21 protein-coding genes are annotated in these 24309 nt (G+C 61.6%); 18 read left to right on the forward strand and 3 right to left on the reverse strand.

The genetic code is table 11. The features are described from left to right. Positions 1-27: 27 nt before the first annotated feature. Positions 28-2595 (reverse strand): [protein-PII] uridylyltransferase, encoded by a 2568-nt coding sequence (locus D9M09_RS10495; protein ID WP_121669220.1) that lies wholly within the window; start codon positions 2593-2595, stop codon positions 28-30. Positions 2596-2653: 58 nt separating this feature from the next. After that, positions 2654-3466: a type I methionyl aminopeptidase gene (map, locus tag D9M09_RS10500; RefSeq protein ID WP_070221576.1), complete on the reverse strand. Its 813-nt coding sequence runs from the start codon at positions 3464-3466 to the stop codon at positions 2654-2656. Positions 3467-3866: 400 nt separating this feature from the next. Here map and rpsB point away from each other — a divergent pair, with 400 nt between their 5' ends. The 17 genes from rpsB (at position 3867) to D9M09_RS10585 (ending at position 20730) form a co-directional block, all read left to right on the forward strand. Next, positions 3867-4619: a 30S ribosomal protein S2 gene (gene rpsB, locus D9M09_RS10505; protein WP_010397614.1), complete on the forward strand. Its 753-nt coding sequence runs from the start codon at positions 3867-3869 to the stop codon at positions 4617-4619. A 158-nt stretch (positions 4620-4777) separates the two neighbouring features. Continuing rightward, positions 4778-5689 carry a translation elongation factor Ts gene (gene tsf, locus D9M09_RS10510; RefSeq protein ID WP_070221523.1) on the forward strand — a complete coding sequence of 304 codons (912 nt, stop codon included), beginning with the start codon at positions 4778-4780 and terminating at the stop codon, positions 5687-5689. Between the two features lie 147 nt (positions 5690-5836). Next, complete coding sequence (gene pyrH, locus D9M09_RS10515) at positions 5837-6553, forward strand: UMP kinase (protein ID WP_034752258.1); 717 nt, start codon at positions 5837-5839, stop codon at positions 6551-6553. A gap of 166 nt (positions 6554-6719) precedes the next feature. Further along, complete coding sequence (gene frr / locus D9M09_RS10520; protein WP_070221522.1) at positions 6720-7280, forward strand: ribosome recycling factor; 561 nt, start codon at positions 6720-6722, stop codon at positions 7278-7280. 100 nt (positions 7281-7380) lie between these two features. Further along, a complete protein-coding gene (gene uppS / locus D9M09_RS10525; RefSeq protein ID WP_121669221.1) occupies positions 7381-8148 on the forward strand; it encodes a polyprenyl diphosphate synthase in 768 nt (255 codons plus the stop codon). After that, entirely contained in the window at positions 8148-8981 is an 834-nt protein-coding gene (locus D9M09_RS10530) for a phosphatidate cytidylyltransferase (protein ID WP_070288002.1), read from the forward strand. The genes uppS and D9M09_RS10530 overlap by 1 nt, the downstream gene beginning before the upstream one ends. Before the next feature lie 8 nt (positions 8982-8989). Beyond that, positions 8990-10174, forward strand: coding sequence for a 1-deoxy-D-xylulose-5-phosphate reductoisomerase (gene ispC / locus D9M09_RS10535; protein ID WP_121669222.1), 1185 nt, complete (start codon positions 8990-8992; stop codon positions 10172-10174). Continuing rightward, positions 10171-11532: an RIP metalloprotease RseP gene (rseP, locus tag D9M09_RS10540; RefSeq protein WP_121669223.1), complete on the forward strand. Its 1362-nt coding sequence runs from the start codon at positions 10171-10173 to the stop codon at positions 11530-11532. Before ispC ends, rseP begins: the two co-directional genes overlap by 4 nt. Before the next feature lie 83 nt (positions 11533-11615). Continuing rightward, positions 11616-13952, forward strand: a complete 2337-nt coding sequence (gene bamA, locus D9M09_RS10545; RefSeq protein WP_070221517.1) for an outer membrane protein assembly factor BamA — start codon at positions 11616-11618, stop codon at positions 13950-13952. A gap of 51 nt (positions 13953-14003) precedes the next feature. Next, positions 14004-14522, forward strand: a complete 519-nt coding sequence (locus tag D9M09_RS10550; RefSeq protein WP_046684967.1) for an OmpH family outer membrane protein — start codon at positions 14004-14006, stop codon at positions 14520-14522. A gap of 21 nt (positions 14523-14543) precedes the next feature. After that, positions 14544-15599, forward strand: coding sequence for a UDP-3-O-(3-hydroxymyristoyl)glucosamine N-acyltransferase (gene lpxD, locus D9M09_RS10555; RefSeq protein ID WP_121669224.1), 1056 nt, complete (start codon positions 14544-14546; stop codon positions 15597-15599). Continuing rightward, on the forward strand, positions 15596-16090 hold the full coding sequence (gene fabZ / locus D9M09_RS10560) for a 3-hydroxyacyl-ACP dehydratase FabZ (protein WP_034752234.1): 495 nt from the start codon (positions 15596-15598) through the stop codon (positions 16088-16090). The genes lpxD and fabZ overlap by 4 nt, the downstream gene beginning before the upstream one ends. A gap of 1 nt (position 16091) precedes the next feature. Then, complete coding sequence (gene lpxA, locus D9M09_RS10565) at positions 16092-16883, forward strand: acyl-ACP--UDP-N-acetylglucosamine O-acyltransferase (RefSeq protein WP_070221515.1); 792 nt, start codon at positions 16092-16094, stop codon at positions 16881-16883. After that, entirely contained in the window at positions 16867-18051 is a 1185-nt protein-coding gene (gene lpxB / locus D9M09_RS10570) for a lipid-A-disaccharide synthase (RefSeq protein ID WP_070288510.1), read from the forward strand. Before lpxA ends, lpxB begins: the two co-directional genes overlap by 17 nt. Before the next feature lie 44 nt (positions 18052-18095). Beyond that, positions 18096-18734 carry a ribonuclease HII gene (gene rnhB / locus D9M09_RS10575; RefSeq protein WP_070221514.1) on the forward strand — a complete coding sequence of 213 codons (639 nt, stop codon included), beginning with the start codon at positions 18096-18098 and terminating at the stop codon, positions 18732-18734. Next, on the forward strand, positions 18731-19516 hold the full coding sequence (locus tag D9M09_RS10580) for a TrmH family RNA methyltransferase (RefSeq protein WP_121669225.1): 786 nt from the start codon (positions 18731-18733) through the stop codon (positions 19514-19516). Before rnhB ends, D9M09_RS10580 begins: the two co-directional genes overlap by 4 nt. Before the next feature lie 11 nt (positions 19517-19527). After that, entirely contained in the window at positions 19528-20730 is a 1203-nt protein-coding gene (locus D9M09_RS10585) for an aminotransferase class V-fold PLP-dependent enzyme (protein WP_121669226.1), read from the forward strand. A 125-nt stretch (positions 20731-20855) separates the two neighbouring features. Here the strand turns inward: D9M09_RS10585 and ppsR are convergent, their stop codons facing one another. Further along, positions 20856-21704 carry a posphoenolpyruvate synthetase regulatory kinase/phosphorylase PpsR gene (gene ppsR / locus D9M09_RS10590; protein ID WP_070288024.1) on the reverse strand — a complete coding sequence of 283 codons (849 nt, stop codon included), beginning with the start codon at positions 21702-21704 and terminating at the stop codon, positions 20856-20858. A 152-nt stretch (positions 21705-21856) separates the two neighbouring features. On the opposite strand from ppsR, the gene ppsA reads away from it, so the two are divergent. After that, complete coding sequence (gene ppsA / locus D9M09_RS10595) at positions 21857-24289, forward strand: phosphoenolpyruvate synthase (protein WP_070221573.1); 2433 nt, start codon at positions 21857-21859, stop codon at positions 24287-24289. The last annotated feature ends 20 nt before the right edge of the window (positions 24290-24309 follow it).

The following is a 24309-nucleotide window of genomic DNA, read 5'->3' on the forward strand; positions in this document are numbered from 1 at the left end:
AGTAAGGGTAGGCGCTGCGCGGAAAGCTTACACTTTCAGCGCATCGAGTAAATCGGTTTCCAGCAATATCTGGTTGCGGGCATTGTTGAGCGCGGGGCCGTCGACGAGGAAGACGTCTTCGACCCGCTCGCCCAGGGTCATGATCTTGGCCGTGTGCAAGTTGATGCGGTACTTGGTCAACACGTTGGCGATCGCATACAGCAGGCCCGTGCGGTCGTTGGCCGCTACCGACAGCAGGTAGTACTGGCCCTTTTCATCGGGCCGCAAGTCCACCGTCGGCTGGAAGGGGAAGGTGCGCGACAGGCGCGACAGCCGTCCCTTGCCCGGCGGCGGCAGCGGCGTCTGCGACTGCAGCAATTCGCCCAGCTCATGCTCGATCAGGCTGATGATGTCGCGGTAGCTCTTGGCGAAGTTTTGCTCGGTGACGAGGAAGGTGTCGAGCGCATAGCCATTTTTCGTCGTATGGATCTTCGCGTCGAGGATGCTGAAGTTCTTGCGGTCGAAATAGCTGCAGATGCGCGCGAACAGGTCGGGCTGGTCGGGAATGTACACGGCCACCTGCAAGCCTTCGCCGATGGGCGCCAGCCGGCATTTTACCACCGGCAACTTGCTGTCGAGCTTGTCATACAGCGAGCGCGTCTGCCAGGCGATGTCGGACGCGTCGTGGCGCAGGAAATACGCCACGTCCAGCTGTTGCCACAGTTTCAGGTGCGCATCGGGCGGCAAGCCGTACAGGCGCAGGGTGGCCAGCGCTTCCTGCTGGCGGTTTTTGAGCTCGCGGTCGGCCGTGTGCGGCTCGCCGCCCAGCACGCGCAGGGTGATCTTGTACAGGTCTTCCAGCAGCTTGCCCTTCCAGGCATTCCACACTTTCGGGCTGGTGCCGCGGATGTCGGCCACCGTCAGCAGGTACAAGCCCGTCAGGTGGCGCTCGTCCTTGACCACTTTCGCAAAGGCGGCGATGACGTCGGGATCGGACAAGTCCTGCTTTTGCGCCACTTGCGACATGGTCAGGTGATTTTCCACCAAGAAAGCCACCAGTTCCGTGTCCTCGGCAGACAGGCCGTGGTCCTGGCAGAACTGGGTGGCGTCGGCCACGCCCAGCTTCGAGTGGTCGCCGCCGCGGCCCTTGGCGATGTCGTGGAACAGGGCCGCCACGTACAGCAGCCACGATTGCGAGAAATCGGCCATCAGCTGGCTGCAGAACGGATATTCGTGCGCGTGTTCGCTCATGGTGAAGCGGCGCATGTTGCGCACCACCATCAGAATGTGCTGGTCGACCGTGTACACGTGGAACAGGTCGTGCTGCATCTGGCCCACGATGCGGCGGAAATTCGGCAGGTAGCGCCCCAGGATGCTCATCTCGTTCATGCGCCGCAGCGCGTGGATGATGCCGACAGGGGCTTGCATGATGCGCAGGAAGAGGGCGCGGTTGACGGGATCCTGGCGGAAGGCGGCGTCGATCTTGAAGCGCGCGTGCCACAGGGCTCGCGTGGCGCGCGAGGTCATGCCCTTCAGGGCCGGGCGCTCCGTCATGAGCACGAAGACTTCCAGCATGGCCGATGGGTATTGCTCGAACGTGTCGTCGGCGCTGATGTCGATCAGGCTGTTGACTTCATTGAAGCGCTCGTTGATGGGCACGGCCACGTCGTCCTGCGGGAACAGCCGCGCTTCGATGTTTTGCAGCAAAATCGTGTTGAGCTGGGTCACCGTCTTGGCGGCCCAGTAGTAGCGTTGCATGAGGAATTCGCTGGCACGGCGCATGTGCGGCCCGCTGCCCGTCGCTTGCAGGCCCAGCGATTCGGCGATCGCCGTCTGCACGTCGAACACGAGGCGGTCTTCGCGCCGCCCGGCGTGCAGGTGCAGGCGCACGCGGATATCCTTGAAGGCGCGCTCCTTTTCCATCAGCTGGCGCGCTTCCGTCAGGGTGATCAGGCCGCCCGTGGCCAAGGTGCGCCACGAGTTCGCCAGGCCGGCCGCTTTGGCCACCCACAGGATCACCTGCAGGTCGCGCAGGCCGCCCGGGCTTTCCTTGCAATTCGGTTCCAGGCTGAAAGCCGTGTCTTCGTACTTGGCATGGCGCTGGCGCATTTCCGCCGTTTTTGCCTGGAAGAAGGCTTGCGGGTCCATGGCCGCGTCATAGCGCTGCTGCAATTGCGCGAACAGGTCCGCGTTGCCGCACACGAGGCGCGCTTCGAGCAAGCTCGTCTGCACGGTGATGTCGGCCTTCGATTCGACCAGGCATTCATCGACGGTGCGGATGCTGTGGCCGATTTCCAGGCCCAGGTCCCACAGCAGTTGCACCAGTTCCTCGAGCTTTTCCTGCGTGGCGGCGTCCGGCGATTGTTGCAGCAGGATCAGCAGGTCGACGTCGGAATACGGAAACAGCTCGCCCCGGCCATAGCCGCCCACGCCCACCAGGGCCGTGCCTGGCGGCAAGCCCGCTTCCTGCCAGGCCCGCGCCAGCACGCCATCGACGCTGTGGCGCAGGCTGCGCAGCAGTTTTTCAGGCTTGCCGTCGGTCTGGAAGGCCGCAATGACGACCTGGCGGTCGGCTTTCAGTTGCTGTTTCAGCTGTTCCCGAACTTGCTTTTTCATCTGGGCCCTGGGTGGCGGTGGGTCGGGTGGGGTCAGGCTTGATTAATAATGACGCTTATCAGGCTTTATTGCCGATAAAGGCGGGCGGCGGCGGCATGCCCGGCGAGACGGTCAGCACTTCATAGCCCGTTTCCGTGACCAGCACCGTGTGCTCCCATTGCGCCGACAGGCTGCGGTCCTTGGTTTTGATGGTCCAGCCATCGTTCATTTCGCGGATTTCGCGGCGGCCCGAGTTGATCATCGGTTCCACCGTGAAAATCATGCCCGCTTCCAGGCGCTCCAGGGTGCCTGGCTTGCCGTAGTGCAAGACTTGCGGCTCTTCATGGAAGACCTTGCCGATGCCGTGGCCGCAGAATTCGCGTACCACGCTGTAGCCGGCCTTTTCCGCGTGCTGCTGGATGGCGTGGCCGATATCGCCCAGGTGGGCGCCCGGCTTGATCTGATCGATGCCCAGCCACATGCACTCATAGGTGATTTCCGACAGGCGCTTGGCCAGGATGGTCGGCGTGCCGACGAGGAACATGCGGCTGTTGTCGCCGTGGTAGCCATCCTTGATGACGGTGATGTCGAGGTTGACGGAGTCGCCGCTTTTCAGGACCTTGTCGCCGGGAATGCCATGGCAGATGACGTCGTTGACGGAGGTGCAGATGGCTTTCGGATAGGGCGTGTAGCCGGGCGGGCAGTAGTTGAGCGGGGCAGGGATGGTGCCTTGCACGTTGACCATGTATTCGTGGCACAGGCGATCGAGTTCGCCCGTCGTGACGCCCACCTTGACGAAGGGGGTAATGTAGTCGAGCACTTCGGCGCCGAGCTTGCCGGCAATGCGCATGCCTTCGATGTCGGCGGCGGTATTGATACGGATGGTGGACATGGTGTAATTCGCAATCTGCAAGAATTCAGGTGAAAAGCACAGACGATTCCTGCTGTATGGGGAAAAGTCTGCAAATATGCCGAAATTATAAACGAGGCGCCCTGAATCCGCCGCCTCCTTCCTATGGCCGGGAGGGGATTTGTGGGGAGAAAGCGGATGAAAAGGCGGTGCGGCCACGCCTTGCACCATCGTGGTGCGCCGGCTGTTTCCGCAGGGCGCGCGATTTGCGGTGCGGACTTGATGCGGCAGGCATTTCAGTGTAGAATCCCGGGTTGCTTGAATTCTCTTTTAAGCAATGCAGTAAAACAGTGTCTTTAATTTATATAAACACGCGAATCCGGTCGACAAGGGTGCCTGTATGGTGACTGATCGGATTCCAGACCCAACCCTGGAGTTAATAATGTCCGTAACAATGCGCGAAATGCTGGAAGCCGGTGTCCACTTTGGTCACCAAACCCGTTTTTGGAATCCAAAAATGGCACCGTTCATCTTCGGCCATCGCAACAAGATCCACATCATCAACCTGGAAAAAACCATGGCGATGTACCAGGACGCAATGAAGCACGTGCGTCAACTGGCTGCAAACCGTGGCACCATCCTGATGGTTGGCACCAAGCGTCAAGCTCGCGAAATCATCGCTGCTGAAGCACAACGCGCTGGCGTGCCTTTCGTTGATCAACGTTGGTTGGGCGGCATGCTGACCAACTTCAAAACGATCAAAACCTCGATCAAGCGTCTGAAAGACATGGAAGTGATGATCGAAGACGGTTCGATCGAGAAGCTGTCGAAAAAAGAAGCGCTGATGTTCTCCCGCGAAATGATCAAGCTGCAAAAATCGATCGGCGGCATCAAGGACATGGGCGGCATTCCTGACGCAATCTTCGTCGTCGACGTCGGCTACCACAAAGGTGCGATCACCGAAGCGGCTAAACTGGGTATCCCGGTCATCGGCGTTGTCGATACCAACCACTCCCCAGAAGGCGTGAACTTCGTGATCCCAGGTAACGATGACTCCTCGAAAGCCATCATGTTGTACGCTCGCGGTGTTGCTGACGCAATCATCGAAGGCCGTGCAGCTGCCGGTAACGAAGTTGTTGAAATGGTTAAAGCAGCCGCTGGCGACGAATTCGTCGAAGTTAACGAACAGGCTTAATGGCCAGGCTATCGCAAGATAGCCGTTTGTAAGCACAGCAGTAAGGGAAAAGGGGTGGCAGCAGCTCCCCCTTTTTTTTAACAAAAAAACGATAGTGACCGCTGGCGAGGCATGCATGCCCGGCCGCGACTATCGACTCACCGAATCAGGAGAAACACATGGCAGCGATTACAGCAGCGATGGTAGGCGAATTGCGCGGCAAAACCGACGCACCAATGATGGAATGCAAAAAAGCACTGACCGAAGCCGAAGGCGACATGGCTCGTGCGGAAGAGATCCTGCGCGTCAAACTGGGCGGCAAGGCATCGAAAGCATCGGCACGCATCACCGCTGAAGGCGTCGTGGCAACCTACATCGCCAATGGCGTAGGCGCCCTGGTCGAAGTGAACTCGGAAACCGACTTCGTTGCGAAAAACGACGATTTCCTGGCACTGGCCAACAACGCTGCCCGTCTGGTAGCGGAACACAACCCGGCTGACGTCGCTGCCCTGCTGGCCCTGCCACTCGATGGCAAGACCCTGGAAGACGTGCGCGCTGCCCTGATCGGCAAAATCGGCGAAAACATGACCATCCGCCGCTTCCAGCGTTTCGAAACCAGCGCCAAGCTGGCTTCGTACCTGCACGGTTCGCGCATTGGCGTGATCGTCGAATTCGACGGCCCCGATGAGCAAGTGGGCAAAGACGTGGCCATGCACATCGCTGCCATGAAGCCAGTGTCGCTGTCGTCGAACGAAGTTCCTGCGGAACTGATCGAAAAAGAGCGTTCGGTTGCACAACTGAAAGCCGAAGAAGACGCAGCCAAAGCGGCCGCCGAAGGCAAGCCAGCGCAATCGCCGGAAATCCTGGCCAAGCGCCTGGAAGGTTCCGTACAGAAGTTCTTGAAAGAAGTTTCCCTGCTGAACCAAGCTTTCGTGAAAAACGACAAGCTGTCGGTTGAGCAAATGCTGAAGGCGGCTAACACCAGCGTCAAAGGTTTCGCCATGTACGTAGTGGGCGAGGGCATCGAGAAGAAGCAAGACGACTTCGCAGCAGAAGTCGCAGCACAGATGGCTGCCTCCCAGGGAGCGTAAGTAAAGCGGGCCGAGAGGCCCGTTTTTTTGGCCCGCCCGCACCTGTGTGCCGGGCGGCGGCATGGGCAGCTTCCTCCCGCCTATCCGGCGCTGCAAGGCGCTGCGCCATGTCATACTCGAATAACCTCATTTATGGAGCCCCAGCTCATGTCAAAACCAGCCTACAAGCGCGTCCTCCTCAAGTTGTCCGGCGAAGCCCTGATGGGCGATGATCCCTACGGCATCAACCGCGCCACGATCGAGCGCATGGTGGCCGATGTGGCCGAGGTGGCGAAGTTGGGTGTGGAACTGGCAATCGTGATTGGCGGCGGCAATATCTTCCGCGGCGTCGCGCCTGGTGCGCAAGGCATGGACCGCGCCACCGCCGACTACATGGGCATGCTTGCCACGGTGATGAACGCACTGGCCCTGGCCGATGCCATGCGCCATGTCGGCATTACCGCGCGCGTCATGTCGGCCATCGGCATCGAACAAGTGGTCGAGCCGTACGTCCGCCCGAAAGCCCTGCAATACCTGGAAGAAGGCAAAGTGGTCGTCTTTGCCGCCGGTACCGGCAATCCGTTCTTCACCACCGATACGGCAGCCGCCCTGCGCGGTTCCGAGATCAGCGCCGAGATCGTCCTGAAGGCCACCAAGGTCGACGGCGTCTACACAGCCGATCCGAAGAAGGATCCGAACGCCACCCTGTTCCACACGATTACGTTCGACGACGCCATCGCCAAGCATCTGCAAGTAATGGATGCCACCGCATTCGCCCTGTGCCGCGACCAGAAACTGCCGATTAAAGTGTTTTCGATCACCAAGCCGGGCGCGCTGATGCGCGTCATCATGGGCGAAGACGAAGGCACCTTGGTTCACGTATAAGGGAAGCGGAGCGCCGAGAAGCCGTCCATGGCTGCGTTGCAGTGCCTTGCCGTACATTCGGCGCCGCGCCTTGCCCTGAACGGTTTTTGGCACTCCCGACTGCGCTGGTGTTTTCATCGCAAGCGAAGTAGCAATATTCATTATTATCAAGACAAGGAGTACAGCAATGTCCTTAGCTGACGTTAAGAAAAATACCCAGGAACGCATGACGAAGTCGCTGGAAACACTGCGGGCCGACCTGGCCAAAGTGCGTACCGGCCGCGCCCATACGGGTATCCTGGACCACGTGATGGTCGAGTACTACGGTTCGCCGACGGCGTTGACCCAGGTGGCCAACGTGACCCTGATCGATGCGCGCACCATCGGCGTGCAGCCGTACGAGAAGAAGATGGCCAACACCATCGAAAAAGCCATCCGCGACGCCGACCTGGGTCTGAACCCATCGGCACAGGGCGACCTGATCCGCGTTCCGACGCCGCCGCTGACGGAAGAGCGCCGCAAGGAAATGGTCAAGCTGGTCAAGAGCGAAGCGGAAGACGCGAAAATCGCCGTGCGTAACATTCGCCGCGATGCGAATGAGTCGCTGAAAAAACTGGTCAAGGAAAAAGCCTGCTCCGAGGACGATGAGCGTCGCTCGTCGGAAGAAGTGCAGAAGCTGACGGACAAGTTTATTGCCGACATCGACAAGATGGTTGTCGACAAAGAAAAAGAAGTGCTGACCGTCTAGTTTTCAGTCCTTTTGGCGCTGCCCGGAAAAGCACGGCTTTTCCGGGCAGTGCTATTTGGAGCATAATAGTTATCTTTTATTTTTTGGTATTCGTGTTTTCATGATCTATTCGAGTTCGACAACGGCAGTACCTGAAGTGGGCACGGTGCCGCGCCATGTGGCAATCATTATGGATGGCAATGGTCGCTGGGCAACCAAGCGCTTCCTGCCGCGTGTGGCTGGCCACGTCAAGGGCGCGGATGCCGTGCGCGGCATCGTCGAGGCTTGCATCGAGCGCGGCGTCGAATACCTGACCCTGTTTGCTTTCAGCTCGGAAAACTGGCGCCGCCCGGAAGAAGAGGTGTCGATGCTGATGCGCCTGTTCGTCACGATGCTGGAACGCGAAGTGGTCAAGATGCATGCGAACGACATCCGCCTGAAGGTGGTGGGTGACTTGTCGCGCTTCAACGACGAGCTGCAAACCCTGATCGCCAATGCGGAGCGCAAGACGGCGAACAACACGCGCCTGACGGTGTCCATCTGCGCCAACTACGGCGGCCGCTGGGACATCATGCAGGCAGTCAATAAAATGACGGCCCAGGTGCTCGCCGATGGCCAGTCTGCCGGACACGCTTACACGGAAGAGCAACTGGCGCCGCACCTGGCCATGGCTTACGCACCCGAGCCCGACCTGTTCATCCGCACGGGCGGCGAGCAGCGCATTTCCAATTTCCTCCTGTGGCAACTGGCGTACACTGAGTTGTTTTTCACCGAAACTTTCTGGCCCGACTTCAATGGCGAGTGCCTCGACGCGGCAATCGCGTCTTACCAGCAGCGCGAACGGCGCTTTGGCCGTACCAGCGCGCAATTAACTGAAAAGACAAACTGATGCTGAAAACACGGATAATCACCGCCCTGGTCCTCCTGGCGGTCTTGCTGCCGGTTCTGTATCTGAATTATTTCCCCGCCTTCGCCGTGATCGCCACGGCGTTCTTCGGCGCCGCCGTATGGGAAAGCTTCCGCATCTTCAAAAATCGCCAGGCGCTGCTGATCGCCGCCGTCTGGACTGCCGCCTTCGCGTATACTTTTTTTGTCGGCAACGGCATGGCGCAGCTCAATTTCTGGTTCGCCCTGTGCGTGGCCATCTGGCTGATCCGCTTCGTGCCTTCGCTGGCAACAGGCTTGCCGCCCACCGAAGGCCTGGGCAATACCTTGCTCAGCTTCGTGTACCCGGTGACCATCGTCGGCTGCTTCGTCGCCATCATCGCCCTGTTCCTGCATAGCCCTTTGTACCTGCTGTCCGTGATGGCCCTCGTGTGGATCGCCGATATCGGCGCCTATTTCTCGGGCAAGGCGTTCGGCAAGCGCAAACTGGCGCCAAGTATTTCCCCAGGTAAGTCCTGGGAAGGCGCCATCGGCGGCGGCATCGCCGTGCTGGTCATCTCCGCCATCACCATCGTGGCCGCGCCATCGCTGCCGGTATTGCAAGACACCTTCGCCGTGCAGCTGCAATTGCGCCGCGGCTGGCTGGTGGCCTTGCTGGTGCTGCTGCTGATCGTTGCGGCCAGCATCGTCGGCGACCTGTTCGAATCCCAGCTGAAGCGCCGCGCCGGCATCAAGGACAGCAGCAAGCTGCTGCCCGGCCATGGCGGCGTACTCGACCGTATCGATGCGCTGATCCCGGTCTTGCCATTTGCCGCCCTCGTGGCCAGCTGGCTTTAAGGAAACTCATGCAATACATCACCATTCTTGGCGCGACCGGCTCGATCGGCGTGTCCACCCTGGACGTGCTCGCGCGTCATCCGGAGCAATACAGCGTGTATGCGCTGAGCGCCCACAGCCGCGTGGCCGAACTGGCCGCCCAGTGCCTGCAATTCCGGCCCCGGCGCGCCGTCGTCGGCACGGCCGACGCCGCCCTTGAACTGACGCACTTGCTGCGCGGGCAGGGCGTCGATACGCAAGTCGAGTACGGCGTGGACGCCCTGTGCGACATCGCCAGCGCGCCGCAGGTGACGGGCGTGATGGCGGCCATCGTCGGCGCGGCCGGCCTGGCGCCCACCCTGGCGGCAGCGCGTGCCGGCAAGAAAGTATTGCTGGCCAATAAAGAAGCGCTGGTCATGTCCGGCCAGCTGTTCATCGATGCCGTGCATGACAACGGCGCCGTGCTGCTGCCCATCGACAGCGAACACAACGCTATCTTCCAATGCATGCCGCACGCCCATGGCCGCGCGCCAGGCGCCGCGGGCGTGGCGAAAATCGTGCTGACGGCTTCCGGCGGCCCTTTCCTGACGCGCGACGTCGAGACGCTCGACACGGTCACGCCGGACCAGGCATGCAAGCATCCGACCTGGGCCATGGGGCGCAAGATTTCCGTCGATTCGGCCACCATGATGAACAAGGGCCTGGAAGTGATCGAGGCGCACTGGCTGTTCGGCGCGCCGGCCGACCAGATCGAGGTGCTGATCCACCCGCAAAGCGTGATCCATTCGATGGTCTCGTACATCGACGGTTCCGTGCTGGCCCAGCTGGGCAATCCGGACATGCGCACGCCGATCGCCCATGCGCTGGCGTATCCGCAGCGCATCGCTTCCGGCGTGGCGCAGCTGGACCTGGCCCAAGTGGCCACCTTGCAGTTCGAACGTCCCGATTTCCGCCGTTTCCCCTGCCTGGCGCTGGCCTTCGATGCCTTGCGCGCGGGCGGCACGGCGCCGGCTTTGCTCAATGCGGCCAATGAAGTGGCCGTGCAAGCGTTTCTTGACGAACAGATCGGCTTCCGCCAGATCGACAGGGTCATCGCGCACGTGATCGAGACGGTGCCGCATGGCGCCGCTTCGAGCATCGACGCCGTGATGGAGCAGGACCGCCTGGCCAGAGCGGCCGCGCAAGCGTATATCGCGCAAAGGCTGGCTGCATGACGCTCATCACCACGTTGCTGGCCTTTATCGTCGCGCTCGGTTCGTTGATTACCCTGCACGAGCTGGGCCACTACCTGGTGGCGCGCTGGTGCGGCGTGAAAGTGCTGCGTTTCTCGATCGGCATGGGAAAAGTGGTGTATTCGCGCAAGTTTGGCAAGGACCAGACGGAATGGGCGATCTCCGCGCTGCCGCTGGGCGGCTATGTCAGCATGCTCGACAGCCGCGCGCAAGACCTCAGCGACTTGCCGGAAAGCGAATTGCGCCGCGAATTCACGCGCCAGAGCGTGTGGCGCCGCATCGCCATCGTGGCCGCCGGCCCGCTGGCCAACTTCCTCGTCGCCATCGTGCTGTACGCGGGCCTGTTCATGCATGGCATCGAAGAGCCGTCGAGCAAGCTCGGCCCCGTGGCCGAACAGACTGCCGCCCATGCGGCCGGCTTGCGCAGCGGCGATACGGTCGAGTCGGTGAATGGCAAGCCCGTGGCCAGCTGGTCCGAGCTGCGCTGGGAACTGATCCAGGCTGCCCTCGACAAGCTGCCGGCGCGCATCGAAGTGCGCCGTCCCGACCGTGGCCAGCAGGAAGCGACCTTGCCGACGGCCAGTCTGACGGAGGCGGACCTGGAAGGCGACGTGCTGGGCAAGCTGGGGTTGACCCTGGCCCGTTCCGCGCCCACGCTGATGGAAATCGTGCCCGATGGCGCCGCCGCGCGCGCCGGCCTGCAGAAAAACGACCAGATCCTGGCCATCGACGAACAGCCCGTGCACGACGTGGCGGCCGTCATCGCCACCCTGAGCCAGGCGCCGGGCCGCACCTTGCAATTGCAGCTCTTGCGCCAGGGCCAGGACCTGACCTTGCCCATTACGCCGGACGCCGTGCCGGGCGCCGGGGCAGAGGGAGCTGTAACAGTTGGTAAGATACAAGCAAAGCTGGGACAGGTGCCGGATATGATCACCGTGGCCTCCGGACCGTTCTCTGCCGTGGGCAAGGCGTCCGCCAAGGTCTGGGATACCAGTGTCATGAGCCTGAAAATGCTGGGCAAAATGATCACCGGCCAGGTTTCTCTGAAGAATGTGACGGGGCCTATTACTATCGCCGATTACGCAGGCCAGACGGCGCGCATCGGCTTGGTAAGCTACCTGAGCTTCATCGCCTTCATCAGTATCAGTCTGGGCGTGATGAATTTGCTACCCATTCCTGTTCTGGATGGCGGGCATTTGCTGTATTATTCGCTGGAAGTTTTGACCGGACGCCCCTTGCCGGAGCGCGTAGGCGAGATTGCCCAGCGCCTGGGGATAGGTTTGTTGCTGACCTTGATGGTGCTTGCCGTCTTTAATGACGTGTTGCGATTGCTGAATTAGGACGCTGGTTGAGGCCATTGCGTGAGTCGCACAAGCAATCTTTTGTGTATGTTGTCCATTGATTTACCCATTGAATAACCCCAATGAAATTACATTCTGCTCGTTTTGCCTTGCCTTCCTTTCGCCGCAGCCTGATCGGCGCCGCCGTCATGGCCATCTGTTCCGGCCACGCGCTGGCCGTCCAGCCATTTACAGTCAAGGACATCCGGGTCGAAGGGATCCAGCGTACTGAAGCGGGCACCGTCTTTGCCTACCTGCCGGTGCGGGTCGGCGAAACGTTCTCCGACGAGAAGAGCGTTGCCGCCATCAAGGCCCTGTATGCGACGGGCATGTTCAAGGATGTGCGCCTGGAAGCCGATGGCGACGTGCTGGTGGTGCTGGTCGAGGAACGTCCGGCCATCGCCAGCGTGGCATTTACCGGTACCAAGGAATTTGAAAAGGACGTGCTGGTCAAGGCGCTGAAGGAAATCGGCGTCGGTGAAGCCAAGATTTTCGACAAGGCCTCCGTCGACCGCGCGGAACAGGAACTCAAGCGCCAGTACCTGTCGCATGGCCTGTACGGCGTGAAGATCACCACCACCGTCACGCCGATCGAGCGCAACCGCGTCAACGTGGTGTTCGCCGTCGACGAGGGCGACGTGGCCCGCATCAAGCAGATCAACATCGTCGGCAACAAGGCCTTCACGGACAAGGAACTGCGCGAGCAGCTTGCCCTGAACACGGGCGGCTGGTTCAGCTGGTACACCAAGGCCGACCAGTATTCGAAGACCAAGCTGACGGGCGACATCGAAGCGCTGAAGTCCTACTATCTGGACCGCGGCTACATCGAGATGCAGGTCGATTCGACGCAAGTGTCGATCACGCCCGATAAAAAAGACATTTACCTGACGATCAACATCACCGAAGGTGAAAAGTACAAGATCGCCGGCACCAAGTTCGAAGGCGAGATGTTCGGCCGCGAAGAAGAGCTCAAAGCGCTGAACCTGATGCGCGAAGGCGACATCTACTCGGGCGCGCGCCTGACGGCGACGAACAAGCGCATCCAGGACCGTCTGGCCACGTTCGGCTACGCCTTTGCCAATGTCAACGCCAATCCCGAAATCAACCGCGAAAAGCATGAAGTCGGTTTCACCTTCTTTATCGATCCGGGCAAGCGCGTCTACGTGCGCCACATGAATATCGCCGGCAACACCACCACGCGCGATGAAGTCATCCGCCGCGAATTCCGCCAGTTCGAATCGTCCTGGTACGACAGCAACAAGATCAAGCTGTCGCGCGACCGTGTCGACCGCCTCGGCTACTTCAAGGACGTGACCATCGATACGCCGGAAGCGCAGGGCACGACCGACCAGGTCGACGTCAACGTGACGGTGGTGGAAAAACCGACCGGTAACTTCCTGATCGGCGGCGCCTTCTCGCAATCGGAAAAATTCACCCTGTCGGCCTCGATTTCGCAAGCCAACTTCGCCGGTAGCGGCAACACGGTCGGCATTGAACTCAATACCAGCCATTACAGCCGCACGATCGCGTTTTCGCAAACCAATCCGTACTTCACGGACGACGGCATTTCGCGCAGCTTCGAAGTCTATCTGCGCACGACGGAACCGCCGGCGCTGAACATCGGCAGCTACAAGATCAAGCAGACCGGTGGCCGCGTCAGTTTCGGCGTGCCGTTCTCGGAAGTCGACACCGTCTTCTTCGGCATCGGCGCCGAGCGCTCGCGCATCGAAACGGACATCACCAGCCCGATCCGCTTCAAGCAGTACGTGATCGACAATGGCGGCCCGTCCGACGGTATCGGTTCGGCCACCACGAATTCCATCCCGCTGACGGCGGCATGGCAGCGCGACAGCCGCGACAGCGCCCTGACGCCATCGATCGGCCGCTACCAGCGCGTCAACCTCGAGGCCGACCTGATCGGCGACCAGAAATACTTCCGCGCCATTTATGAGCACCAGTATTTCCGTCCGTTGTTCAGCAAGGTCACCCTGGCGCTGAAGGGCGAGATCGATTACGGCCACGGTATCGGCAAGCACGTGTATCCGGTCTTCAAGAACTTCTACGGCGGCGGCATCGGTTCGGTGCGCGGCTACCTGAGTTCCTCGCTGGGCGCGGTCGAACCGAGCACCAACGATGCCTTAGGCGGCGCTTCGCGCCTGATCGGTAATGCGGAACTGCAGATGCCATTCCCCGGTTCGGGCAATGACCGCAGCTTGCGCTGGTTCGGTTTCCTTGACGGCGGCCAGGTCTACCAGGAAGGCGAAAAAATGCGGATCTCGCAATTGCGCTATTCTGCTGGCTTGGGCATCAGCTGGATTTCACCGGTGGGCCCGCTCAAGCTGAGCTACGCCAAGCCGCTGAACGCCAAGCCGACGGACCGCCTGGAGCGCTTCCAGTTCCAGATGGGCACCGGTTTCTGACCGGCCATCTGAACGGGGGCGACAGCTTTTACTTTTTGACCATGGAGTATCATGAACACCGCATCCGCTACCCTGCCCAAGACCCTTGCCGTGATCGCATTGTGCTGGAGTTCGCTGTTGCCGGTGCAGGCGCAGGCTCAGGAGTCGAAGATCGCCTGGATCAGCAGCGAACGTATTTATAACGAATCGAGGCTGGCCAAGCTGGCCAGCGCCAAGCTGGCCGAAGAGTTCCGCTCGCGCGAAAAAGCCGTGCAGGAACTGGCTGCCCGCTTCAAGGTGGCCAACGAAGCCCTGGAAAAGGACATGCCGACCCTGAGCGAGGCGGAGCGCGCCAAGCGCCAGCGCGAGTTTTTCGAGCTGGACAAGGAGCTGCAACGCCGCCAGCGCGAGTTCCGCGAAGACCTGAGCCAGCGCACGAATGAAGAGCGCAGCGCCATCGCGGAAAAGGCCAACACCATCATCCAGCAGATGGCGCATATCGAAGGATATGACATCGTGCTGCAGGAAGCCCTGTGGGCCAGCCCGCGCATCGACATTACCGACAAGGTATTAAAGGCGCTGGACAAGTGATATTAGAATAGAGGTAATTAGATGGGCACTCGACTAGGAGAATTGGTCGAACGCTTCGGCGGGCAGTTGGCGGGCGATCCCAACCTGGAAGTGTCAGGTATCGCACCGCTGGCCGACGCCGGCGCTTCGCACATCAGCTTTCTCAGCAATAGCAAATTCCGCGCACAGGCGGCCCAGAGCGGCGCCGCCGCGCTGATCCTCACGCCGGCCGACGATGCGCTGATCGGCGGCGACTACGCCGGCGCGCGCATCGTCACCCCGAATCCCTATGTGTATTTCGCGCGCGCGGCGCAGTATTTCGCCGCCCTGCACGAGATCACGGCACCAATCGGCATCCATCCGGGCGCCTTTGTCGACGCCAGCGCGCAGGTTGACGCCAGCGCCTCCGTCGGCGTGCATGCGGTGATCGAAGCGGGCGCCGTGATCGGCGCCGGCTGCGTCATCGGCCCCGGCTGCGTGGTGGGGCGCGACGCCGTCATCGGCGCCGGTACCCAGCTGTTCGCCAACGTGACCTTTCACGCGCGCTGCGTGATCGGCCAGCGCGGCATCATCCATTCGGGCGCCGTGATCGGCACCGACGGATTCGGCTTCGCCAACGAAGGCGGCGTCTACATCAAGATACCGCAGACGGGCAGGGTGGTGATCGGTGACGATGTCGATATCGGCGCCAACACCACCATCGACCGCGGCGCACTGGCCGACACCATCATCGAAGATGGCGTCAAGCTCGATAACCAGATCCAGATCGGCCACAACTGCCATATCGGCGCGCACACGGCCATGGCCGGCTGTGTCGGCGTGGCCGGCAGCGCCATCATCGGCAAGTACTGCACCTTTGGCGGCGCCGCCATGGTGCTGGGCCACCTGACCATTGCCGACCGCGTCCACGTGGGCTCGGGCAGCATGGTCTCGCGTTCGATCCTGGAAGCGGGCCAGTACACGGGCTTTTATCCGCTGGCCAAGAACGCCGACTGGGAAAAGAGCGCCGCCATCGTGCGCAACCTGTCAAGCATGCGCGAGAAGATCCGCGCGCTTGAAAAAACAATTAAAACACTGACCACGCAAGACGAAAAATGACTACTGAAAAAAAGACCCTCGACATCCTCGCCATCAAATCGCTGCTGCCGCATCGCTACCCCCTGCTGCTGGTCGACCGCGTGCTGGACTGGGAAGCCGATAAAACCATCACCGCCATCAAGAACGTGACGGTCAACGAAGAGTTCTTCCAGGGCCATTTCCCGCACAAGCCGGTCATGCCCGGCGTGCTGATGATCGAAGCGCTGGCGCAGACGGCGGCTTTGCTGTCGTTCCTGTCGATGGGCGTGAAACCGGATGAAAATTCGGTCGTGTACTTCGTCGGCATCGACAATGCGCGCTTCAAGCGTCCAGTCGAACCGGGCGACCAATTGAAGATGGATGTGGAAATCCTGCGCGTCTCGCGCGGCATCTGGAAATACAAGGCCGTCGGTACGGTTGACGGCAAGCTGGCGGTGGAAGCGGAACTGATGTGCACGATCCGCAGCGCGCAAGATGCCAGCCAGTCTGCGAGCCAGCCAGCGGGGCAGTAACATGGCGGCCATCCACTCCACGGCAGTCATCGATCCGAAGGCCGAGCTTGACAGCTCGGTTGAGGTGGGTCCGTACACCATCATCGGTCCGCACGTGCGCATCGGCGCCGGCACCAGGGTCGGCCCGCACGTGGTGATCGACGGCCATACGACGATCGGCAGCGACAACCACCTGTTCCAGTTTTCTTCCATCGGCGCGCAGCCGCAGGATAAAAAATGGGCGGGCGAGGCGACGCGCCTGGAAATCGGCGACCGCAACACCATCCGCGAGTTCTGCACCTTCAACACGGGCACCGTGCAGGGCGGCGGCGTGACGCGCCTGGGCAATGACAACTGGATCTCGGCGTATGTGCACCTGGCGCACGACTGCCTGGTGGGCAACAACACTATCTTTTCGAACAACGCGCAGCTGGCGGGCCACGTGGAAATCGGCGACTGGGTCATCATGAGCGGTTTTGCCAATGTGCACCAGTTCTGCAAGATCGGCGCGCACGCCTTTGTCGGCATGAGCACCAGCCTGACGCAGGACGTGCCGCCGTTCGTCCTGTTGAACGGCAATCCGGCGCAGGCGCATGGCGTCAACATCGAAGGCTTGAAACGCCGCGGCTTTACGCGCGAGCAGATCAACGGCATCCGCGCCGCGTATAAGCTCATCTACCGCGCGGGACTGACGCTGGAAGAGTCCAAGGCGGCCCTGTTCGAAGAAGAGCAGGCTTCCTCGCCCGAGGTGGCGCAACACATTCGCGCCATGCGCGAATTCCTTGGCGTGGCGTCGCGTGGCATCGTCCGCTGACCAGGACCGCGGCCTCGGTGTCGCCAATGTCGCCATCGTCGCCGGCGAGGTGTCGGGCGATTTGCTGGCCAGCCGGCTGCTGTCCGGCCTCGTGCCGCAGCTGCCCGGCGCGCGCTTCCACGGCATCGGCGGCGAGCACATGGCCAGGCAGGGCTTCGTGTCCGACTGGCCGCTCGACAAACTGACCGTGCGCGGCCTGTTCGAGATCATTCCCCGCTACCGCGAAATCAAGGGTATCCAGAACGCGCTGCGCGACCAGCTGCTGGCGGAGCGTCCCGCCGTCTTCATCGGCGCCGACTACCCGGGCTTTAACTTGGGGCTGGAACAGCAGCTGAAGGAAGGCGGCATCCCCACCGTGCACTACATCGGGCCGCAGATATGGGCCTGGCGCGGTGGACGCATCAAGAAAATCATCAAGGCCGTCTCGCACATGCTGGTGATCTTCCCGTTCGAGGAAGAGATCTACCGCAAGGCGGGCGTGCCCGTCACCTATGTCGGCCATCCGCTGGCCGAGATGATCCCTTTGCAGCCCGACGAGGCGGCCGCGCGCCGTGTCCTGGGCTTGCCGCAAGACGCGAATGTCGTGACCCTGATGCCGGGCAGCCGCATGGGCGAACTCAAATACAATACCGCGGCGTTTGTCGGCGCCTGCAAGCTGCTGCTGGCGCGCGACCGCTCCCTGCGTTTCGTCGCGCCCATGGCCGGCGAAAAGCAGCGCCAGTATTTTTTGCAACTGATCCGTGAGGCGGGCTTGCAGGACGTCGAGATATTGCTCACCGATGGCGGCTCGCACACGGCCATCTGCGCCGCCGATGCGGTGCTGGTGGCTTCCGGTACGGCGTCGCTGGAAGTGGCGCTGTACAAGAAACCGATGGTCATCGCCTACAAGATGATGCGCGCCTCGTGGGAAATCATGCGCCACATGGGCTATCAGCCGTGGATAGGCTTGCCGAACATCCTGGCGCGCGATTACCTGGTGCCCGAGCTGCTGCAAAACGCGGCCAGCCCGCAAGCGCTGGCGGACGCCATGTGGCAGCAGCTGAGCGACGTGCCGGGCCGCTTGCGCCTGGTGCAGCGCTTCACGGACATGCACCACAGCCTGCTGCGCGACAGCGCGCGCGAAAGCGCCAACGCCGTCATGCAGGTCATCGCCGCCAACCGCAAGTAAGCCCGAATCACCGCTTCAACCGCAGCACCAACCAAAGATTCAACGTGAAAAATATCTATCCCGGCCTGTTTGACGACTTGCCATTCTCGCTCGATGAAATCATCTGCGGCGTCGACGAGGCAGGCCGCGGTCCGCTGGCCGGCCCCGTGTTCGCCGCCGCCGTGATCCTCGACCCGAACCAGCCCATCGACGGCTTGCGCGACTCGAAGAAACTCAGCGAAGCCAGGCGCGACCTGCTGGCGCCGCAAATCAAGGCCAAGGCCCTGGCCTGGGCCATCGCCGAAGCGTCGGAAGAAGAGATCGACAACCTGAACATCCTGCAGGCATCGATGCTGGCCATGCGCCGCGCCGTCGAGTCCCTGGCGACCGTGCCGACCCTGGCCCTGATCGACGGCAACCGCTGCCCCGTGATGCCGATACGCGGCATGGCCATCATCGGCGGCGACGACAAGGTCGATTCGATTTCCGCCGCCTCGATCCTGGCCAAGACGGCGCGCGATGCGGCGCTGGTGCACCTGCATGCGGCCTATCCCGAGTACTGCTTCGACCAGCACAAGGGCTATGGCACCAAGCTGCACCTGGAGCGCCTGCACTTGCACGGCGCCTCGCCCGTGCACCGCCGCTCGTTCGCGCCCGTGCGCAACGTGATCGCGCTGTTCGGCGGGCAGGAGGTGGCGGCATGAAGACGATTACCTCGCGCGACAATGCGCAATACAAGGATTTATTGAAGCTGGCGGGCAGTTCGCAGGCGCGCCGCAAGTCGGGCCGCACCCTGCTCGACGGCGTGCACCTGTGCCAGTCGTACCTGCAGCTGCGCGGCATGCCGGAGCAGTGCATCGTCAGCGAAAGCGCCTTGCAAAATCCGGAAGTGGCGGAGATCGTCGGCCAGCTGGAAAGCCAGCGCGCACATGTACTGGGCTTGCCCGATGCCTTGTATAACGCGGTGAGCCAGGTCGAGCACGGCGTGGGCGTGATGTTCCTCGTCGAAACGCCGGAACGGGCCGTCACGCAGCCTCTGAGCGTGTCGGCCGTGCTGCTCGATAACCTGCAAGACCCGGGCAACGTGGGCTCCATCCTGCGCAGCGCTGCCGCCGCCGGCATCACGCAGGTGTACTGCAGCGCCGGCACGGCTTTCTGCTGGTCGCCCAAGGTGCTGCGCGCGGCGATGGGCGCGCACTTCGTGCTCGACATCTTTGAAAACGTCGACCTGGCGGCACTCGTATCGAACGCCAAGGTGGCGACGCTGGCCACCAGCGGCTACGCCACGCAGCGTCTGTACGACGTCGACCTGCGCCAGCCCGTCGCCTGGCTGTTCGGCCATGAAGGGCAGGGCGTCGCCGACGACCTGCTGTCGATGGCCACGCACCAGGTAGTCATTCCCCACCTGGGCCAGATCGAATCGCTGAACGTGGCCGCCTGCGCCGCCGTGTGCTTCTTCGAGCAGCTGCGCCAGGGCCAGGCCTGAACAGGGTAGCCATGTCCATCCCTCCGCTGGCCGACGGCGCCGCACGTGACGAGGCCTGGTGGCGCCAGGTAGCCAGGTTTTATCCCGCGCCGCCCGACGCCATCGTCAATCTGGAACACGGTTATTTCGGCGCCATGGCCGCCCCCGTGCAAGCGGCCTTCGAGCAGGCCGTGCGCTACACCAACGAGCAACTGAGTCCTTTCGTGCGCGGCGAATTCACGCGCACGCATGTGGATAGCCTGCGCCGGCGCGTCGCCGCGCTGATCCATGCCGAACCGCATGAAATCCTGCTGACCCGCAGCGGCACCGAGTCGATGCAGGTGCTGATCACGCAATACCACGGCCTGGCGCCCGGCGATACCGTACTGTGGAGTAATCTCGACTATCCGGCCATGCGCACGGCCATGCGCTGGCTGGCACAGCGCCGTGGCGTCACCAGCACGCCAGTCGCATTGAGCTTGCCCATCAGCGATGACGAGATCATCGCCCGCTACGCGCAAGCCATGCGCCAGGCCGTCAAGCCCAAATTGCTGCTGCTGTCGCAGGTGACGCCGGCCAATGGCCAGCAAATGCCGCTGAAGGCCATCATGACGCTGGCGCGCGAACACGGTATCGACGTGCTGCTCGACAGCGCTCATGCGCTGGGGCAGGTCGACGTCGACGTGCAGGCGATGGGTGTCGATTTCGCCGGTTTCAATCTGCACAAATGGCTGGGGGCGCCGGCGGGACTCGGTGTCGTGTATATCCGCGCCTCGCAATTGCACAAGATCGAGCCGCATTGTGGCGACGACGATTATCCGCTGGACGATATCCGCAGCCGCCTGCACATGGGCATGCCGCCGATCGGCGCCATCCTGGCCGCGCCTGCCGCCTTGGACTTCCATGCGCGCCTGGGCGGCACACCGGCCAAGAACGAACGCCTGGCCTGGCTGCGCAATTACTGGGTCGAGCGGGCGGCGCAGTTGCCCGGCGTGCGCATCCTGTCGCCGCTCGATGCCAAACGCGGCACGGCGCTGGTCGCCTTTGCCGTCGACGGCATGGGCGCGCGCGATCTGCAGCAAGCCTTGCTGGAGCGCTTTGGCGTCTTTACCGTGCAGCGCAATATCGGCGATGCCGACATCGTGCGCGCCACAGTGGCAATCACCACCAACACCGCTGAACTGGACCAATTGGTGACGGCGCTGACGGTGCTGTCCCGCGAGGCGAACGCCTGACAAAACCTTCGCGAGCGGAAGGGAGAGGTGGCCGAGAAGCGCAACCGTACTTGAGTACGGGGGCGCCGAGCCGGTGAGCATCGCAAGCCGCCTATACCGACGCGCAGCAGGTTTGGTCAGGCGTGCTAGTACTCGCGGCGGTTCGGCTTGATCTCTTGCAGGATCGTCGTGGAGATCTCTTCGATCGACTTGGTGGTCGAGGAAAGCCAGCGGATACCTTCGCGTTTCATCATTTTTTCCGCCTCGTTGACTTCGTAACGGCAGTTTTCAATTGCCGCATACTTGCTTCCAGCGCGTCTTTCGTTGCGTATTTCCGACAAACGTTCGGGCGTAATGCTCAATCCGAAAATTTTATTCTTAAATTCCAGCAGGGCCGATGGCAGCTTGTCGCGCTCGAAATCGTCGGGAATCAGCGGATAATTGGCCGCCTTGATACCGTATTGCATGGCCAGATACAGGCTGGTCGGGGTCTTGCCAGAGCGCGAAACACCCACCAGAATGACATCGGCCGAGGACAGGTTCTTGTGCGACTGCCCATCGTCGTGCGCCAGCGAATAGTTGATCGCCTCGATGCGGTTCTTGTATTCCTCGCTGTCGACGATATTGTGCGAGCGTCCGATGGTGTGGGTCGACATCACGCCCAGCTCCTGCTCCAGCGGGGCCACAAAGGTCTGGATCAGGTCCATGTGCATGCCGCTGGACTTGCGGATCACGGCCGACAGGTCGTTCTTCACCAGGGTGGAGAAAATGATCGGGCGCTGGCCATCGGCGGCGAAGGCTTCGTTGATCTTGCGCGCCGCATCGTATGCCTTGTCCATGGTGTCGATGAAGGGCAGGCGGATCTGACGGAAGCGCAGGTCGAACTGCGTCAGCACCGAGTGGCCGAACGTCTCGGCGGTGATGCCGGTACCGTCGGAAACGAAGAAGACGGTGCGGGCCGCGGAGGGCAGAGGAGGGCGTGGTTCTTGTGTCATGGGTTTTCGGATCAAGATTGTGCGTCGTCAATTTGCGCCGCACAAGGTAAAATGGCTGCAACGGTATGATTGTGCTGCACGACGCCAAGAATAACAAGAAGACTGTCTGTGCGCCGCGCGTAAAGATTTCTATCATCAGTAAGGGTGTCATTATGACCAACGCAGTATCGCAACAGCAGGAAGACAAGGACGCGGTGTATGTTGCCTCGTTCGAGCATTTGCGCATGACGGATGTCGAATCCGTCGGCGGCAAGAACGCCTCCCTGGGCGAAATGATCAGCCAGCTGGCGGAAGCCGGCGTGCGCGTGCCCGGTGGCTTTGCCACCACGGCGCAGGCATTCCGCGATTTCCTCTCGTATAGCGCCAACGGCGGCTTGCCGCTGGCCGAACGCATCGCCCAGCGCCTCGAAGGGCTGAACATCGATGACGTGCGCGCGCTGGCGCAAGCCGGCGCCGAGATTCGTCAATGGATCGTCGAAACGCCGTTCCAGCCACGCCTGGCCGCTGAAATCGATCAGTTCTACGCCAAGCTGGTGGCCGATTCCGACACCGAAATGTCGTTTGCCGTGCGTTCCTCGGCCACGGCGGAAGACTTGCCGGACGCCTCTTTTGCTGGTCAGCAAGAAACCTTCCTGAACGTGGTCGGCATCGACAACGTGCTCGAAGCCATGAAACAGGTGTTCGCGTCGCTGTACAACGACCGCGCCATCTCGTATCGCGTGCACAAGGGCTTTACGCACGCTGAAGTGGCCTTGTCGGCCGGCGTGCAGCGCATGGTGCGTTCCGACCTGGGCGCGGCCGGCGTGATGTTCACCATCGATACCGAGTCGGGCTTCAAGGACGTGGTCTTCGTCACTTCCAGCTATGGCCTGGGCGAAACCGTGGTGCAGGGCGCCGTCAATCCCGATGAATTCTATGTGCACAAGCCGATGCTGGAAAAAGGCAAGTCGCCTGTGATCCGCCGCAATATCGGCTCGAAGCTGCTGAAGATGGAATTCACGAACGAAGCGAAAGCCGGCCGTTCCGTGAAAACCGTCGACGTGCCCGTCGAAATGCGCAACCGCTACTCGCTGAACGACAGCGAAGTGGTGGAGCTGGCCAAGTACGCCGTCATCATCGAAAACCACTACGGCCGTCCGATGGACATCGAGTGGGGCAAGGATGGCCGCGACGGCAAGCTGTACATCCTGCAGGCGCGTCCTGAAACCGTCAAGTCGCAGCAAAAGGCGACCGACGTGCAGGAACGCTTCAAGCTGAAAAGCACGGGCACCGTGCTGACGTCCGGCCGCGCCATCGGCCAGAAGATCGGCGCCGGCCCCGTGCGCGTGATCCACGACCCGGCCGACATGGAGCGCGTGCAGCCAGGCGACGTGCTCGTTGCCGACATGACGGACCCGAACTGGGAACCGGTCATGAAGCGCGCATCGGCCATCGTCACCAATCGCGGCGGCCGCACTTGCCACGCAGCAATTATTGCCCGTGAACTCGGCGTGCCGGCCGTCGTCGGCTGCGGCGACGCGACCGACGTGCTGAAAGACGGCACGTTCGTCACCGTCGTCTGCTCCGAAGGCGACGAAGGCAAGATCTACGATGGCTTGCTGGAAACGGAAGTGTCGGAAGTGTCGCGCGGCGAATTGCCGAAGCTCGATACCAAGATCATGCTCAACGTGGGCAATCCGCAGCTGGCGTTCGACTTCCAGTCCGTGCCGAATGCGGGCGTGGGCCTGGCGCGCCTGGAATTTATCATCAATAACAATATTGGTGTGCATCCGCGCGCGATCCTGGAATATCCGAACATCGATGCCGACCTGAAAAAGGCCGTGGAATCGGTGGCGCGCGGCCACGCTTCGCCGAAAGCGTTCTATATCGACAAGCTGGCCGAAGGCATCGCCACCATCGCCGCCGCGTTCTGGCCGAAGAAAGTCATCGTGCGCCTGTCCGACTTCAAGTCGAACGAGTACAAGAAGCTGATCGGCGGTTCGCGCTACGAGCCGGACGAGGAAAACCCGATGCTGGGCTTCCGCGGCGCGGCGCGCTACCTGTCGGCCGACTTCTCCGAAGCGTTCAACATGGAATGCGAAGCGATGAAGCGCGTGCGCAATGACATGGGCCTGACGAACGTGGAAATCATGGTGCCATTCGTGCGCACCCTGGGCCAGGCCGAAAAAGTCATCGACTTGCTGGCAAAGAATGGCCTGAAGCGCGGCGAGAACGACCTGCGCGTCATCATGATGTGCGAAGTGCCGTCGAACGCCATCCTGGCCGACCAGTTCCTCGACCATTTCGACGGCTTCTCGATCGGTTCGAACGACCTGACCCAGCTGACCCTGGGCCTGGACCGCGATTCCGGCATGGAATTGCTGGCCGCCGATTTCGACGAGCGCGATCCCGCCGTGAAAGCCCTGCTGGCCCTGGCCATCAAGGCTTGCCTGGCACGCGGCAAGTACATCGGCATCTGCGGCCAGGGGCCTTCCGACCATCCGGACTTCGCCGTCTGGCTGATGGAGCAGGGCATCGAATCGATGTCCCTGAATCCCGACTCGGTGATCGATACGTGGCAAAAGCTCGCTGCGCTGAAAGCGTAAGCTTCTTTATTGCCCCTTGA

It is taken from the genome of Janthinobacterium agaricidamnosum (assembly GCF_003667705.1).
Taxonomy (GTDB): domain Bacteria; phylum Pseudomonadota; class Gammaproteobacteria; order Burkholderiales; family Burkholderiaceae_D; genus Janthinobacterium.

What these genes read in the sequence shown, in the direction of transcription:
- D9M09_RS10495 (WP_121669220.1), bottom strand. Translation starts at nt 2,595, where the DNA reads ATGAAAAAGCAAGTTCGGGAACAGCTGAAACAGCAACTGAAAGCCGAC.
- map (WP_070221576.1), bottom strand. Translation starts at nt 3,466, where the DNA reads ATGTCCACCATCCGTATCAATACCGCCGCCGACATCGAAGGCATGCGC.
- rpsB (WP_010397614.1), top strand. Translation starts at nt 3,867, where the DNA reads ATGTCCGTAACAATGCGCGAAATGCTGGAAGCCGGTGTCCACTTTGGT.
- tsf (WP_070221523.1), top strand. Translation starts at nt 4,778, where the DNA reads ATGGCAGCGATTACAGCAGCGATGGTAGGCGAATTGCGCGGCAAAACC.
- pyrH (WP_034752258.1), top strand. Translation starts at nt 5,837, where the DNA reads ATGTCAAAACCAGCCTACAAGCGCGTCCTCCTCAAGTTGTCCGGCGAA.
- frr (WP_070221522.1), top strand. Translation starts at nt 6,720, where the DNA reads ATGTCCTTAGCTGACGTTAAGAAAAATACCCAGGAACGCATGACGAAG.
- uppS (WP_121669221.1), top strand. Translation starts at nt 7,381, where the DNA reads ATGATCTATTCGAGTTCGACAACGGCAGTACCTGAAGTGGGCACGGTG.
- D9M09_RS10530 (WP_070288002.1), top strand. Translation starts at nt 8,148, where the DNA reads ATGCTGAAAACACGGATAATCACCGCCCTGGTCCTCCTGGCGGTCTTG.
- ispC (WP_121669222.1), top strand. Translation starts at nt 8,990, where the DNA reads ATGCAATACATCACCATTCTTGGCGCGACCGGCTCGATCGGCGTGTCC.
- rseP (WP_121669223.1), top strand. Translation starts at nt 10,171, where the DNA reads ATGACGCTCATCACCACGTTGCTGGCCTTTATCGTCGCGCTCGGTTCG.
- bamA (WP_070221517.1), top strand. Translation starts at nt 11,616, where the DNA reads ATGAAATTACATTCTGCTCGTTTTGCCTTGCCTTCCTTTCGCCGCAGC.
- D9M09_RS10550 (WP_046684967.1), top strand. Translation starts at nt 14,004, where the DNA reads ATGAACACCGCATCCGCTACCCTGCCCAAGACCCTTGCCGTGATCGCA.
- lpxD (WP_121669224.1), top strand. Translation starts at nt 14,544, where the DNA reads ATGGGCACTCGACTAGGAGAATTGGTCGAACGCTTCGGCGGGCAGTTG.
- fabZ (WP_034752234.1), top strand. Translation starts at nt 15,596, where the DNA reads ATGACTACTGAAAAAAAGACCCTCGACATCCTCGCCATCAAATCGCTG.
- lpxA (WP_070221515.1), top strand. Translation starts at nt 16,092, where the DNA reads ATGGCGGCCATCCACTCCACGGCAGTCATCGATCCGAAGGCCGAGCTT.
- D9M09_RS10580 (WP_121669225.1), top strand. Translation starts at nt 18,731, where the DNA reads ATGAAGACGATTACCTCGCGCGACAATGCGCAATACAAGGATTTATTG.
- D9M09_RS10585 (WP_121669226.1), top strand. Translation starts at nt 19,528, where the DNA reads ATGTCCATCCCTCCGCTGGCCGACGGCGCCGCACGTGACGAGGCCTGG.
- ppsR (WP_070288024.1), bottom strand. Translation starts at nt 21,704, where the DNA reads ATGACACAAGAACCACGCCCTCCTCTGCCCTCCGCGGCCCGCACCGTC.
- ppsA (WP_070221573.1), top strand. Translation starts at nt 21,857, where the DNA reads ATGACCAACGCAGTATCGCAACAGCAGGAAGACAAGGACGCGGTGTAT.